The organism is Paenibacillus oenotherae (assembly GCF_019443105.1).
Lineage (GTDB): Bacteria > Bacillota > Bacilli > Paenibacillales > Paenibacillaceae > Paenibacillus_Z > Paenibacillus_Z oenotherae.
Genome location: NZ_JAHZIJ010000027.1, coordinates 1 through 14,030, shown reverse-complemented (window position 1 = coordinate 14,030; position 14,030 = coordinate 1). Strand labels below are relative to the sequence as shown.

12 protein-coding genes are annotated in these 14,030 nt (G+C 51.3%); 11 read left to right on the top strand and 1 reads right to left on the bottom strand.

Going from position 1 to position 14,030, the window contains the following annotated elements; translation table 11 throughout:
* Positions 1-86: 86 nt before the first annotated feature.
* Entirely contained in the window at positions 87-827 is a 741-nt protein-coding gene (locus K0T92_RS22970) for an alpha/beta hydrolase (RefSeq protein WP_219874895.1), read from the bottom strand.
* 285 nt (positions 828-1,112) lie between these two features.
* Here K0T92_RS22970 and pdhA point away from each other — a divergent pair, with 285 nt between their 5' ends.
* The 11 genes from pdhA (at position 1,113) to K0T92_RS22915 (ending at position 13,803) form a co-directional block, all read left to right on the top strand.
* On the top strand, positions 1,113-2,180 hold the full coding sequence (pdhA, locus tag K0T92_RS22965) for a pyruvate dehydrogenase (acetyl-transferring) E1 component subunit alpha (protein ID WP_219874893.1): 1,068 nt from the start codon (positions 1,113-1,115) through the stop codon (positions 2,178-2,180).
* Positions 2,181-2,233: 53 nt separating this feature from the next.
* On the top strand, positions 2,234-3,211 hold the full coding sequence (locus K0T92_RS22960; protein ID WP_219874891.1) for an alpha-ketoacid dehydrogenase subunit beta: 978 nt from the start codon (positions 2,234-2,236) through the stop codon (positions 3,209-3,211).
* A gap of 70 nt (positions 3,212-3,281) precedes the next feature.
* Positions 3,282-4,628 (top strand): dihydrolipoamide acetyltransferase family protein, encoded by a 1,347-nt coding sequence (locus tag K0T92_RS22955; protein WP_219874889.1) that lies wholly within the window; start codon positions 3,282-3,284, stop codon positions 4,626-4,628.
* A 4-nt stretch (positions 4,629-4,632) separates the two neighbouring features.
* Positions 4,633-6,048, top strand: coding sequence for a dihydrolipoyl dehydrogenase (gene lpdA / locus K0T92_RS22950; RefSeq protein WP_219874887.1), 1,416 nt, complete (start codon positions 4,633-4,635; stop codon positions 6,046-6,048).
* A gap of 96 nt (positions 6,049-6,144) precedes the next feature.
* A complete protein-coding gene (locus K0T92_RS22945; RefSeq protein ID WP_219874885.1) occupies positions 6,145-6,633 on the top strand; it encodes an acyl-CoA thioesterase in 489 nt (162 codons plus the stop codon).
* A 117-nt stretch (positions 6,634-6,750) separates the two neighbouring features.
* Positions 6,751-7,545 carry a thymidylate synthase gene (gene thyA, locus K0T92_RS22940; RefSeq protein ID WP_219874883.1) on the top strand — a complete coding sequence of 265 codons (795 nt, stop codon included), beginning with the start codon at positions 6,751-6,753 and terminating at the stop codon, positions 7,543-7,545.
* A gap of 21 nt (positions 7,546-7,566) precedes the next feature.
* Entirely contained in the window at positions 7,567-8,079 is a 513-nt protein-coding gene (locus tag K0T92_RS22935; RefSeq protein ID WP_219874881.1) for a dihydrofolate reductase, read from the top strand.
* A gap of 215 nt (positions 8,080-8,294) precedes the next feature.
* Positions 8,295-9,782 (top strand): glutamate synthase subunit beta, encoded by a 1,488-nt coding sequence (locus K0T92_RS22930; protein WP_219874879.1) that lies wholly within the window; start codon positions 8,295-8,297, stop codon positions 9,780-9,782.
* Positions 9,783-9,924: 142 nt separating this feature from the next.
* A complete protein-coding gene (locus K0T92_RS22925) occupies positions 9,925-10,260 on the top strand; it encodes a hypothetical protein (RefSeq protein ID WP_219874877.1) in 336 nt (111 codons plus the stop codon).
* Positions 10,261-10,305: 45 nt separating this feature from the next.
* Entirely contained in the window at positions 10,306-11,430 is a 1,125-nt protein-coding gene (locus K0T92_RS22920) for a hypothetical protein (RefSeq protein WP_219874875.1), read from the top strand.
* A 15-nt stretch (positions 11,431-11,445) separates the two neighbouring features.
* Entirely contained in the window at positions 11,446-13,803 is a 2,358-nt protein-coding gene (locus K0T92_RS22915) for a type IA DNA topoisomerase (RefSeq protein WP_219874873.1), read from the top strand.
* Positions 13,804-14,030: the final 227 nt, after the last annotated feature.

Below are 14,030 nucleotides of genomic sequence, written 5' to 3'. Positions count from 1 at the left end.
AACCGTTCACCACACAGGGGCAGCTAAGCTGAGACCCCTGCGGTGAACGGTTTTTATTATTGTTATGCCCCTCATGCTGGCGGCGGTTAGGAATCAGAGTCAATAAAGGTTTGCAGCGCTTCGGGAATCATCCGCTGCCAGAAGCCCCATGCATGCTGGCCTTCATGCTCGCTGTAGTGCAGAGTGGCATTTTTGCTTTCCAGAATTTGCTTCATCTCACGATTCATCGCGACAAAATCATAGATGCCGCGGTCGGTCTCGTAAGCTGTTTCCTGCAGTCCAACGATCATGTACATCGTTAACCAGCCCAGATCGCCGGTCTCGGATGCAATGGTGCAGGATGAGGGATAATAAGCCCCGGATAGCGAGATGATTTGATGGAACAGATCAGGATAGGCGAGAGCAATGTGCAGAGATACCGTTGCGCCTAGCGAGTCTCCGGCGAGCACGCGCTGAGAAGGCTCGCGCCGAACCGGATATTTGCCCTCAATAAACGGGATAAGTTCTTCCCCGAAGAAGGTGGTGTATTGGTTATGCCGTGCACCGTCAGCCGCATATTCATCCGTGCGCTTGCTCTTGTCTACCTCAACGCCGACGATAAGGAAGGGCTCGAGTCCCTCGTCGAGAATCATCCGGTTGGCGATTGTGGCAATTCTGCCGAAGTTGAAGAAATCCTCCCCATCCTGACAGTAAACGACCGGATAGCTTAGCAATTCATTGTAACCGGGCGGAAGGTAGACTCGCAGATCCCTGGAGCCTTCAGGAAGATGCGTGCTGGGCACCGTTTCCTTATTGATGGTGCGTTTGAGATAGCGGTTGTCGGTCATTTGTGAAATTCTCCTTTCAATCTTGCATGGTTTGCGCCTGTTGTGGGTAAACAAAAGGGAGATCAATAGCTCGCTGATGCGGCATATGCTGATGGTGTTGTATTATGCTGTTATATAAAAATCGATATACTGTTACATATACAATCTGAGGTCAAAAGTGAATGAAAGTGTGAAAAACCACGGGTTTTACTATTTTATACTTTGACCATAAACAGAAAACAGGGTTATAATCATTCTATAACAGAGACTCGACGTTTTACAAATATTTTACTGAGGTGAACGATCATGAGTAAGCTGCCTTACGAAGTTCAGACGGAGCCGGTTCTGCCGTTGTCCGTGCTTTCTCCAGAAGGTGAAATCGTTAATCCGGATTTGATGCCGGCTTTGACGGACGATCAACTGAAAGAAATTATGTACCGCATGGTATTCACTCGTACATGGGACGAACGCGCAGTTAATCTCGGAAGACAAGGGCGTCTTGGATTCTATGCTCCGGTTTCCGGACAAGAAGCTTCTATGGTCGGCAGTGAGTATGCGCTTAACAAGGATGACTTTGTATGTCCGGGTTACCGCGATATGCCGCAGATCGTATGGCATGGCTTGCCGCTGTATCAAGCATTCCTCTACTCCCGCGGCCATCAGCACGGCGGACAAATTCCTGAGGGCGTTAATGTTCTGATGCCACAGATTATTATCGGAGCGCAAATTCTCCACGCTACTGGCGTAGCGATGGCATTCAAGAAACGGAATGAGAAGCGCGTAGCGATCACTTATACAGGTGATGGCGGTTCCTCGGAAGGCGATTTCTACGAGGGCCTTAACTTTGCTGGCGTATTCAAGCTTCCTGTTATCTACTGTGTGCAGAATAACGGATATGCGATTACGACACCTTTCGAGAAGCAGACAGCTGCCCTGTCTATCGCTCACAAAGCGGTAGCCGCAGGCATCAAGGGCGTTCAGGTTGACGGCATGGATGTACTTGCTGTTATTAAAGCCGTTTCCGACGCAGCAGAGCGCGGCCGCAATGGCGAGGGCGCGACTTTGATCGAGCTTCTGACTTACCGTTTCCGTCCGCACTCCATGGCGGATGACACGTCCAAATACCGGACGAAGGAAGAAGAAGCAGAATGGAGCTTGAAAGATCCGCTCACTCGTTTTGCCAAATTCCTCGAGAAGAAGGGTCTATGGTCGGATGAGGATACAGCGCGTGTGAAAGAAGAAGCGAAAGCGGCTGTTAACGAGAACATCAAGAAAGCCGAAGCGACTGAGAAAATGACAGTTAGCGGACTGATCGATTCCATGTTCGAATCGACTCCGCAATACTTAGAAGAGCAAAAAGCCGATTTTCAATAATGGGTTGACATATAGCTAGACCGGGTAAAACTCTTGGAGGAGGATCTTCGACAATGGCTCAAATGAATATGAAAGAAGCGATACGCGACGCGATGCGCGTAGAGTTGAAAAACGATCCCAACGTTCTTGTTTTCGGTGAAGACGTCGGTAAAGTCGGTGGAGTATTCCGCGCGACGGAAGGTCTGCAAGGCGAGTTCGGCGAAGATCGCGTGTTTGATACGCCGCTTGCTGAATCTGCAATTGCAGGTATGGCGGTAGGGATGGGCATTCAAGGCTTCCGTCCAGTAGCCGAGATTCAATTTGTCGGCTTCATCTATGAAGCTCTTGACCAAATGTTCATTCAAGCTGCTCGCATGCGTTACCGTTCCGGCGGCCGTTACAATTCGCCAATCGTATTCCGCACTCCGTTCGGCGGAGGCGTTAAAGCTGCCGAGCTTCATACAGATTCACTCGAAGGGCTCGCGATTCAAACACCGGGCATTAAAGTTATCGTTCCTTCGAATCCTTATGACGCGAAGGGATTGCTTGTATCGGCAATTCGCGACAACGATCCGGTCTTCTTCATGGAGCACTTGAATCTGTACCATGCATTCCGTCAGGATGTGCCTGAGGAGGCATACACAGTGCCAATCGGCAAAGCTAATGTTGTCCGTGAAGGCAGCGATGTTACGATCATCGCCTATGGCATGATGGTTCACACAGCGGTTAAAGCAGCTGAAGAGCTGGAGAAGAGCGGCGTGAAGGCAGAGGTTATCGATCTTCGCACGTTGTTGCCGCTTGATATCGATACGATTGTAGCTTCGATTCAGAAGACGAACCGCGCGATTGTAGTTCAAGAAGCGCAGAAGACGTCCGGGGCTGCAGCAGAAATTATCGCACAAATCAATGAGAAGGCTATTCTTCATCTTGAAGCGCCTGTACTGCGTGTGGCAGGACCGGATACGGTATATCCGTTCGCTCAGGTGGAAGATGCTTGGCTGCCAAACCCTGCTCGTGTGATCGCAGCAGTGAACAAAGTATTGGAATTTTAGTACGGCTATTATAGATGCTTTAATTATTCAAGGCATGTCGTCAAGATCGAGATGAGGGAGGTCACGTCACGTGGCGAAATTCGAGTATCGTTTTCCGGAGCTGGGCGAAGGGCTGCATGAGGGCGAAATTATTAAAATGCACATCAAGCCAGGCGATACGGTAACGGATGAAGACATCATTATGGAAGTACAGAACGACAAGGCGATCGTAGAGGTGCCTTGTCCAGTGAACGGCAAAGTGCTGGAAGTGCTAGTGAAGGACGGACAAGTATGCCATGTTGGCGAAGTTGTCGCTGTTATTGATGCAGAGGGCGAGGTTCCAGAGCAAGCGGCTCCAGCGGGCGACAGCCACAGCAGCGCTCCGGCTCCGGCACAGGCTGCCAAGCCGGCTGAATCAGAGCTGCCTAAGACCAGTGCAGCGGATACAGCGAAGGATGCAGCGCCACAGGCAGCAGCACAAGGAGCAGCGCCTGCGAAGTCAAGCGGCGGTCTTGTGCTAGCAACACCGAGCGTGCGCAAATATGCTCGCGAGAAGAGTGTGGACATCGCGGCTGTTAGCGGTTCCGGCAAGAACGGACGCATTACACGCGAGGACATCGATGGATATGCAGCGGGCGGCGGTGCAGCTGCACCGAAAGGTGAAGACGCAGCAGCTGTTGCGGCTCAAGGCGCAGGAGAAGCGAAGCCTGCTCAAGCAAGCACTGTGGTTGGCGACCGTACCGAGGAGCGTGTTCCTTTCAAAGGCATCCGCAAAGTCATTGCGAACGCCATGTCCAAATCGGTCTACACAGCTCCACATGTTACGATTATGGACGAAGTGGACGTTACCGAGCTCGTTGCGCTCCGCACGAAAGCGAAGCCGCTTGCCGAGAAGAAGGGCGTCAAGCTGACTTACTTGCCATTCATCGTGAAGGCGCTTGTTGCGGCATGCCGCCAATTCCCGATTATGAATGCCATGCTGGATGAAGAGAAGCAGGAGATTGTATACAAGAAGTACTATAATATCGGAATTGCTACAGATACGGACAACGGTCTGATCGTTCCGGTCATTGCGGATGCGGATCGCAAGAACGTGTGGATGGTTGCGGAGACGATCAAGGATCTGGCAACACGCGGACGCGACGGCAAGCTGTCGGGCAGCGAGCTCAAGGGCAGCACGATTACAATTACCAATATCGGTTCCGCGGGCGGCATGTTCTTCACGCCGGTCATCAACTTCCCTGAAGTTGCAATTCTCGGAACAGGACGTATAACGGAGAAGCCGGTTGTGAAGAATGGAGAGATTGTTATCGCTCCAGTTATGGCACTGTCCCTTAGCTTCGACCACCGTCTGATCGACGGCGCAACAGCTCAGAATTTCATGAATTATATCAAGCAACTGCTGGCAGACCCGCAATTGCTTGTAATGGAGGTGTAACCCAATGGTAGTAGGTGACGCTTCACTGGATATTGATACTCTAGTCATTGGTGCAGGACCAGGCGGTTACGTAGCGGCGATTCGTGCCGCTCAGCTTGGACAGAATGTTCTTGTTGTGGATAAAGCTTATGTCGGCGGCGTATGCCTGAATGTAGGCTGTATTCCTTCCAAGGCGCTCATTTCCGCATCCCATCAATATGAATCCATCGGCCATGCTTCCCAGTTCGGCATTACCGCTTCTGATGTGAAGGTTGAATGGAGCAAAGTGCAGGAGTTCAAGAATGGCGTTGTGAAAAAGCTGACAGGCGGCGTTGCATCGCTGCTCAAGGCGAACAAGATCGAGTACTTCAGCGGCGAAGTGATGTTCATCAACGAGAACGAGGCTCGTGTCTTTAATGATCAGGAAGCGCCTCGTTACCGGTTCAAGAACTGTATTATCGCGACGGGTTCCCGTCCGATCGAGCTGAAGGCATTCCCGTACGGCGGCCGTATCGTGTCCTCGACCGAAGCGCTGTCGCTGCCTGAGATTCCTAAGAGCCTGATCGTTATCGGCGGCGGCTATATCGGTGTTGAGCTCGGACAAATGTATGCCCGCTTCGGCACGAAAGTAACGATCATCGAGGGCTCCGATACGATTCTTCCGGGCTTCGATAAGGATATGTCTTCTCTTGTAGCCAAGAAGCTTAAGGGCTCACAGGCAGAGATTGTGACCGGCGCACAAGCGAAGAGCGCGGAGCAGACGGACAAAGATGTTACGGTTACTTACACGGTAGGCGGAGAAGACAAGCAAGTGACGGCTGATTATCTGCTCGTTACTGTTGGCCGCCGTCCGAATACGGATGGCGAGCTTGGCCTTGATCTGATCAATATCAAAATGACTGATCGCGGTCTGATTGAAGTCGATGAGCAATGCCGTACGAACATCCCGCATATTTTCGCAATTGGCGATATTATCGATGGGCCTGCGCTTGCGCATAAAGCGATGTACGAAGGCCGCGTAGCAGCCGAGGTCATTGCCGGACAGCCGAGCAAGATCGATTACAAGTGCATCCCGCTTGTCGTATTTTCTGATCCGGAATGCTCCAGTGTCGGCTACAGCGAGAAAGAAGCGAAGGATAAAGGCCATAATGTGAAGGTTGGCAAATTTCCTTTCAACATCAATGGACGCGCGCTGTCCCTTGGCGTCAAAGAGGGCTTCGTGAAAGTGATCGCAGATGCTGACAACGGGCTTGTTCTCGGTGCTCAGATTGCTGGTATTGAAGCATCCAACATGATTGCCGAGCTAGGTCTTGCAATCGAAATGGGCGCAACGCTTGAGGATATTGCACTTACGATTCATGCGCATCCGACGCTGGGAGAGATCGTTCTCGACGCAGTCGAAATGGCGCTTGGTCATCCTATACACGCGATTGGCAAGTAAGCAAAGTTTAGAGACATGAGAGCTTGGAGGTCACGCCGCTGTTGCAGCGGCTGGCCTCTTTTCTGATTCCTATACGATGACAGGGGGCATACCGGCATGGAACGGGAGAGCAGACGTGCAAGTGAATCACGTTCGATAATGACACAGCTTATTTTTCCATCCGACACGAATTATCATGGGACGATGTTTGGCGGTAAAGTGATGGAATATATGGATAAAATAGCGGCGATTACCAGTATGCGTCATGCCCGTAAACCTGCTGTTACTGTCTCGACGGATAGTCTGGATTTCGTTGCGCCGATTCGGGTGGGCGATGTGATTGAGGTGGAGGCTTATGTTACGTGGACCCGCAAAAGCTCGATGGAGGTTTATGTAAAGGTAGTGGCTGAAAATGTATATACGGGCGAGAAAACGACCGCGGTAACAGCATTCTTCTCCTTCGTGGCGTTAGACGAGAATGGAAGGCCAACGCTGGTTCCTATCGTGATTCCAGAGAGCGAGGAGGAGAAGGCGCTGCATGCCTCGGCCCCGGGCCGTTATGAGCAGCGGATGGCGCGGAAGCAGGAAAGGGAGGACGCTCGCTAAACAGCATGCGAAGGCCGGGAGTTTGTTTGCTCGTCAGATTGCGCGTTAGATGGTAGAATGTTAGAACAATCAACTTTAGAGTTAACGTAATTGCAGGAGAAGGGGGTTTCATCTGCTTTGAGATCATATTTGGACTTGCTGCAGGATGTGCTTGATAATGGGATCGTCAAAGAGGATCGGACGGGAACGGGAACGGTGTCTGTATTCGGCAGGCAGCTGCGCTTCGATCTGAGCAAAGGGTTTCCGCTTGTCACAACCAAAAGGATGCATGTGAAATCGATCATTCATGAACTGCTCTGGTTTCTCATGGGAGATACGAACGTCCGTTATTTGCAGGAGAATGGCGTGCGGATATGGAATGAATGGGCGGATGAGAACGGCGATCTGGGCCCGGTGTATGGCTCCCAGTGGCGCGCGTGGGAGGCGCCGGATGGACGAAGAATTGACCAAATTGCCGGCGTCATCGATTCGATCAAGCGCAATCCCGATTCACGGCGACATATCGTCAGCGCATGGAATGTCGCTGAGATTGACAATATGAAGCTGCCTCCGTGCCATTTTGTGTTCCAGTTCTATGTGGCGGGCGGCAAATTATCCTGTATGCTGACAATGCGCTCTTCCGATACGTTCCTGGGGCTGCCTTTCAATATTGCGCAATATGCTCTCCTCACACATATGATTGCACAGCAGTGCGATCTGGAAGTTGGGGAGTTTATATATTCAGGTGCGGACGTTCATATCTACAGCAATCATATCGAGCAGGTCAAGCTCCAGTTGACGAGAGAGCCGCTCCCGCTGCCGCAGCTTGTAATTAAGCGCAAGCCGGCGTCCATCTTTGAGTATAAGTTTGAAGATTTCGAAATTCTCCATTATGAGCATCATCCGACGATTAAGGCAGAGGTAGCGATCTAGACAGAAAGGGGGCTGCTGCGCATGAGCATTACGCTAGTAGCTGCGATGGCTCATAATAACGTCATCGGCATTAATAATCAACTGCCATGGAAGCTGCCGGCTGAGATGGCGCACTTCCGCCGATCAACAATAGGCAGAGCCGTTCTAATGGGCCGCAAAACGTTCGAATCGCTCGGACGGCCGCTCAAGGACCGCCGGAATATCATACTGACCCGCGATCCCAACTGGCATGCAGAGGGCTGCGAGGCCGTCCATACCGTCGAGGAGGCATGTTCCCTTCTGGCTGATCATAGTGACCAGGAGCAGGAACTCGTCGTTATCGGCGGGGAACAGGTCTACAAGCAATTCCTTCCTTTCGCTGACAAGCTGCTGGTGACCAAGGTGGATGCCGATGTTGAAGGCGATGCATTCTTTCCTGCCTTTGATGCTGCCGATTGGCGTTTGGTTGAAGAAATCTCTCATGAACGGGACGAGAAGAACAGCTATGATTTCAAAATTTGCACTTATGTACGCAATACGGTGTCGAAAAATTAGAATTTTATGCCAGTCTATGACGAATGATATGTATTAAAGTGCAAATTATTATACGGAAAATCCATTTAACGGTTGATGTGCAATTGCTACGATTATATAGATGCTTTGCTCTCAATGGCAAAGTTTGATATTGATAAAATCAGCAATTCTCGATATATTTTTTAGAGAGAGAGTTTCGAGCGTACCTTGCACAAAGAGATGGAGGATAAGCGATCATGTCAACACCTACTGGATTCATGGACTTTAAACGCGAGCTGCCCACTGACCGCGATCCGCTTGATCGGATAAAGGATTGGGGAGAATTTCATAAGCATTTCAGCGATGACCAATTGCGTACTCAAGGAGCGCGCTGCATGGACTGCGGCACGCCATACTGTCATACAGGAATGGAGCTTAGCGGCGGGACGTCCGGCTGCCCGGTCAACAATCTTATTCCAGAGTGGAACAACCTGATCTACCGCGGACTATGGCATGAAGCGCTGGAGCGTTTGCACAAAACGAACAATTTCCCTGAGTTTACCGGCCGAGTCTGTCCTGCGCCTTGCGAAGGATCATGTACAGTTGGCCTGATCGGCGACGCGGTTACGATTAAGACGATTGAGCAAGCAATTATCGATAAGGGCTTCGACGAAGGCTGGGTCGTGCCTCACCCTCCTAAAGTGCGTACAGGCAAGCGCGTCGCTGTTGTAGGTTCTGGACCTGCTGGCCTCGCGGCTGCGGCTCAGTTGAATAAAGCAGGGCATACGGTAACGGTCTATGAGCGTGCGGATCGTATCGGCGGCTTGCTGATGTATGGAATCCCGACAATGAAGCTGGAGAAGCATGTCGTTCAGCGCCGTGTTGATCTGCTGGCAGCGGAAGGGATTACTTTCGTTACGAATACCGAGATCGGCAAGGATATTCCAGCAGACCAGCTGATGAACGAGTTTGATGCTGTTGTCCTGTGCGGCGGCGCAACGAAAGCCCGTGAGGTCGATATTGAAGGCCGCGATTTGAAGGGCGTTCATCTGGCAATGGATTACTTGAACGGCACAATCAAGAGTTATCTGGACTCCAATCTGGAGGACGGCAATTATATTTCCGCCAAAGACAAGGATGTAATTGTTATCGGCGGCGGCGATACCGGTACGGACTGTGTAGCGACAGCGCTTCGCCATGGCTGCAAGTCGGTCACGCAATTCGGTACTCATGCCAAAGCGCCATTGGAGCGTGATCAAATCAACAATCCTTGGCCAGAATTCCCGAATGTCTATACGCTGGACTATGCGCAAGAGGAAGCGAAAGCTCTCTACGGCGAAGATCCGCGTGCTTTCTCTGTACTGACGAAGAAATTCGTTGGTGACGAGAACGGCAACCTGAAGGAATTGCACACGGTTCAAATTGAACGCACTGTCGATGAAACAGGCCGGAAGATCTACAAGGAGATTCCAGGCACGGAGAAAGTATGGCCGGCAGACATCGTCATGATTGCAATCGGCTTCGAAGGCCCGGAGAACTCCATTATTAATCAGCTCGGTCTTGAACAGGATCGCCGTTCCAATGTGAAGGCTTCTTACGGAGATTACCGCACAAGTGTAGACAAAGTGTTCGCGGCTGGTGATATGCGTCGTGGTCAAAGTCTTGTCGTGTGGGCAATCAATGAAGGCCGTGAAGCGGCTCGTGAGGTTGACCGCTACCTGATGGGAACAACAATGCTGCCATAAAGTATAGAGATGTGTCATAATAGGTATAACGAAGCGCCTTCGGGCGCTTTTTATTTGCTTGGAATTCGTCTGTGCCGGGCATAGAGTGCGAAATAGGCTGAAACGATGAAGATGAAGAGCGCGAAGGCGAGGAGGGAATCAAATGATTCAATACGGGTCTGATACGATAACGGAGCTGGTATTCACTGCATTCCATCCCCATATTGAACCGCGTGACGGGCAATGGGTTGATATTGAGCTGGATGTTGAATTGTCGGATGCAACACCAATTCCAGCTGGTATAACTTTGCTTACGGTTCTCGTTATTTGTACGATCAATGGAATGATTGCTCAGATCGTTCCTCTGGATGAAGGCTGCGATTGCGAGTTTCAATTTACGGCAAGCGAGAAAGAGCAGATAGCGGCATATATGGAGCGCCCGGAAATCCAGCTGGCCATTGCAAATCTATCCTCCCCAACGGCAGGAAAGTTGTGGTAGAATCGAAGAGATTGGATTAGCCACTCTTCAGTTGGGGGAATGACGATGCGGACCGACGGCGCCACTGTGCTTACGCCGACCGACATTGGCAACATTCGTCATTATGTAAAGGTGAAATATAGAGATCTGCCGAGTCATCGTCATGCCGAGATTGTTGCGGATGCGATGCGGCAGATCGTATTAAAGCAGCTGCCGGATTTCACGAATGATGTGAAGCGCAAGCTTGCAGCCGAGCTATTGCGAGAAGTTGTTGCTGCTGAGCAGCGGCCTGTTGGCGCCGAGCATATTTTTTCACGCTGCCTGTCCTTGAGCTTGGAGGATCCGGAGCTTCTAGAGCCCCTCCAGTCATGGACGGAGCAGCGGCTGAATCTGGACATGGATGCAGCAGCGTTCCGCGGATTGCTGGCTGCGGCGTCGAACGCTGATGCGGTAAACGGGGAAGACAGTTCGGCATGGAGCAGGGCAAAGTCTCATGCGGCCGGTCTTCAGAGCATCAGCGGGGGCGAGACCGGACTAGCATTAGCCAGTGTCGTCGGACAAGTGATAGAGCTGCCGCTGCGCCAGCACAATGTCATGCGTACATCACTGTATGCTGTACTTTCCTTGCTGCTTGTCATTACGACTACGATGTATGGATGGCACCTCATGAAAACGGAGCAGACTGCTGACCCGCTGCCGATTGCGGCACCAATTCCGACGAAGGACATCGTGCTGCAATCCAAGAATGAGCTTCCGGCTGAACTGCAATATATCGAGGTAGACCGGGCGCGGCTAACGGCATTCCTGCAGAGTAAGAAATCGATTCTTGCTGATGCACCTTATATGAATGCCATATTGGATACTGCCAGGGAATTTGATATTCATCCGCTGTTTCTATTTGCTATTACCGGGCAAGAGCAAGGGTTTGTGCCTAGAGACCATAAACAGGCGAAGAAGATAGCGAACAACCCGTTCAATGTTTTTCATAGCTGGGAAGAATATAATACAACGATCAAGCAGTCGGCTGCTGTAGCAGCACGTACGATTATGCGGCTGAGCAAGGACAGGCCGGATAACAGGGATGCTTTTACGTGGATTAACAGAGAGTATGCAGAGGACCCTAATTGGTCCAATGGTGTACGAAGTATTTTTAAGGCGATGAAACGTCATTTGGAGACAGATACCCCGTAGTAAAGAGGCGATCAGTTGAAAACATTAATCATCGCTGAGAAGCCGGATATGGGCCGCACGATAGCTGCTGTCATTGAACCTAAAGCGCAGAACAAGCGGTCCTATCTGGAAGGCGAGCAGTATATCATTACATGGGCAATCGGGCATCTAGTCAGTCTTGCTGAACCGGATCATTATGATCCCAAATATAAAAAGTGGAATGAAGCGGATTTGCCGATTATACCGGATCGCTTCATTCTGTTTCCTAATCCGAGGACGAAGGATCAGCTGCAGATTATAGGAGATCTGTCCAAGCGCTGCGACCGTTTGGTTAATGCCTGCGATGCCGGGCGCGAAGGGCAGCTTATATTCCACCTGATCAGGCAATATTTGAAAATGACACAGCCTACTGAACGGCTATGGATCTCCGACTTAACACCGGAGACTATTCGTCGTGGGTTCGATATGCTGCGCAGTGACCAGGAATATGATCCGTTAACCCGTGCCGCACGGGCGCGGAGCGAAGCCGATTGGCTTGTTGGCATGAATGCGTCAAGAGCTTTCACGATCCGCCACCGTACGCTGCTGTCGGTAGGCAGAGTGCAGACGCCTGTCCTGGCGCTGCTCTATGACCGACACAAAGAAATAACGGCCTTCGATAGTGAAACTTATTTTGTAGTCCAGGCCGTATTCAATCAAGAGGATTTCAGCTACAAGGGACTTTGGCAGGGTGATCGCATTACGAAGCGTGAGCAGGCTGAGGCGCTGGCTGCCAAGGTGGCGGACAAGCAGGGGCGAATTGTCAGCTATGAAACGAATGAATCGAAGGAATACCCGTTCAGATTGTATGACCTGACCTTGCTTCAACGTGAAGCCAATGGCAAGTTCGGCTATCCCGCCAAGAAAACGCTTGATATTGCGCAAGCTCTCTATGAGAAGCATAAAGTCATTACGTATCCGAGAACCAGCTCGAACTATGTGACGGAAGAGAATATCCCGGTTATGGGCAATGTGCTGAATACGTTAAAGCAGTCCACCCAGTACGGGGATTTGGCGAATGGGGCCGATCACAGCCGTGTTCATAAAGGCAATAAAGCGGTATGCAATCCGGCCAAGGTTGAGGATCACCATGCCATTCTTCCGACTCCCAAGAAGCCCGGCGCATTAAGTGCTGAGGAGCAGAATATTTACGATCTGATTGTGCGCAGATTTTTATCCCATTACTATCCGCCCGCTGTATACAACAATCACGAGGTGATAACGGAGGTTGAAGGGGAGACGTTCCGCACACGGGCCAAGGAGCAGCTTGATGCCGGTTGGCGCGTTGTTCTTAGCGGTGATGAGAGCAAGGGAGCGCCTGAGAAGTCCCGCAAGAAGAAGGGTGACGATGGAACCGGAGCTGATGATTCAGAGGATGAATTAATGGTGACGGACCGTCCGTTCTCTGTGAATGCAGCATTACCGGTGCATTGCTCTGAGGCTGCTGCTGTGGAGAAGGCGACTAAGCCGCCCAAGCCGTTCACAGAGGGCACGCTGCTCAAGGCGATGGAGAGTGCCGGCAAATCAATCGAGGATGACGAGCTGAGGGAAGCGATGAAGCAGACGGGTCTTGGAACACCGGCTACCCGCGCAGCTACCATAGAGCGGCTCAAGCAGGTCGGTTACATTAAGCCTACTGGCAAACGGCTGGATATAACGACGAAAGGCTGCGCTGCTATCGAGCTTATTCGCGGTGCAGGCGTGGAATTGCTGGCATCGCCAGAGATGACAGGACGCTGGGAACAGCGTCTTCACCAAATCTCCAAGGGTGAAGCATCGGACGAGCAGTTTATGCAGAAGGTGAAGCAGTTCGCCGAGATGATTGTCGGTAAAGTAAAGCGCCAGCGTCCGGCAGCAGCAAGTCTGTTCGCTGAGGAAGAAGCAGAGAAGAAGGGGCGCAGCCGCAGCAAGGGGGACGCAGAGAAAAGCGTATCCGCTGCTGCTGCAGGAAGGAAGGCGTCATCCGACAAGAGCGTCTCTGCCCCGAAGACGAGGAAAACAGCTCCCAAGAAGAGCGCTGCGGGCGGAGAGAATGAACCGGCCACTCCGGCATCCGCGACTTCAAGCAATGCTCCTGCTGTCATCGGAGGTTGTCCTCGCCCAGGCTGCGGTGGCCAAGTCGTTGAAGGAAAACGTGGTTATGGCTGTATCCGCTTCAGAGAAGGCTGTTCCTTCGTCATTTGGAAGGAGCAGCAGGGCAGAGCGATAACAGCTGCGATGGCGAAGGCGTTAGTGACTAATGGCGAGACGCGCAAGCTTACGCTGAAATCAGCAGATGGCGCAGCATTCTCAGGCAAGCTGATCCTTGCAGATCGGGAGCGCGGAACGATCGAATTTGCAGCATTAAACGAATGAAATAGGCTTGTCCGTCCGAAAAGTCCAATATCCAATGAGTTAGTCCCAAATGATGTGAAAAGATGCCTCCAAACCACTAATAAGTGGAACTGGAAGCATCTTTTCGTATTATTAGGTCAGCCAGAGAATTCTGGTTGGCCTATTTTTGTAAGTGTTATACGATGGTGGTAGCCGGGAAAACGAAGCATCTTTAGGGACGCAGATCCCGTCGATGAAACTGTTCTCCC

What these genes read in the sequence shown, in the direction of transcription:
- K0T92_RS22970 (WP_219874895.1), bottom strand. Translation starts at nt 827, where the DNA reads ATGACCGACAACCGCTATCTCAAACGCACCATCAATAAGGAAACGGTG.
- pdhA (WP_219874893.1), top strand. Translation starts at nt 1,113, where the DNA reads ATGAGTAAGCTGCCTTACGAAGTTCAGACGGAGCCGGTTCTGCCGTTG.
- K0T92_RS22960 (WP_219874891.1), top strand. Translation starts at nt 2,234, where the DNA reads ATGGCTCAAATGAATATGAAAGAAGCGATACGCGACGCGATGCGCGTA.
- lpdA (WP_219874887.1), top strand. Translation starts at nt 4,633, where the DNA reads ATGGTAGTAGGTGACGCTTCACTGGATATTGATACTCTAGTCATTGGT.
- K0T92_RS22945 (WP_219874885.1), top strand. Translation starts at nt 6,145, where the DNA reads ATGGAACGGGAGAGCAGACGTGCAAGTGAATCACGTTCGATAATGACA.
- K0T92_RS22935 (WP_219874881.1), top strand. Translation starts at nt 7,567, where the DNA reads ATGAGCATTACGCTAGTAGCTGCGATGGCTCATAATAACGTCATCGGC.
- K0T92_RS22930 (WP_219874879.1), top strand. Translation starts at nt 8,295, where the DNA reads ATGTCAACACCTACTGGATTCATGGACTTTAAACGCGAGCTGCCCACT.
- K0T92_RS22925 (WP_219874877.1), top strand. Translation starts at nt 9,925, where the DNA reads ATGATTCAATACGGGTCTGATACGATAACGGAGCTGGTATTCACTGCA.
- K0T92_RS22920 (WP_219874875.1), top strand. Translation starts at nt 10,306, where the DNA reads ATGCGGACCGACGGCGCCACTGTGCTTACGCCGACCGACATTGGCAAC.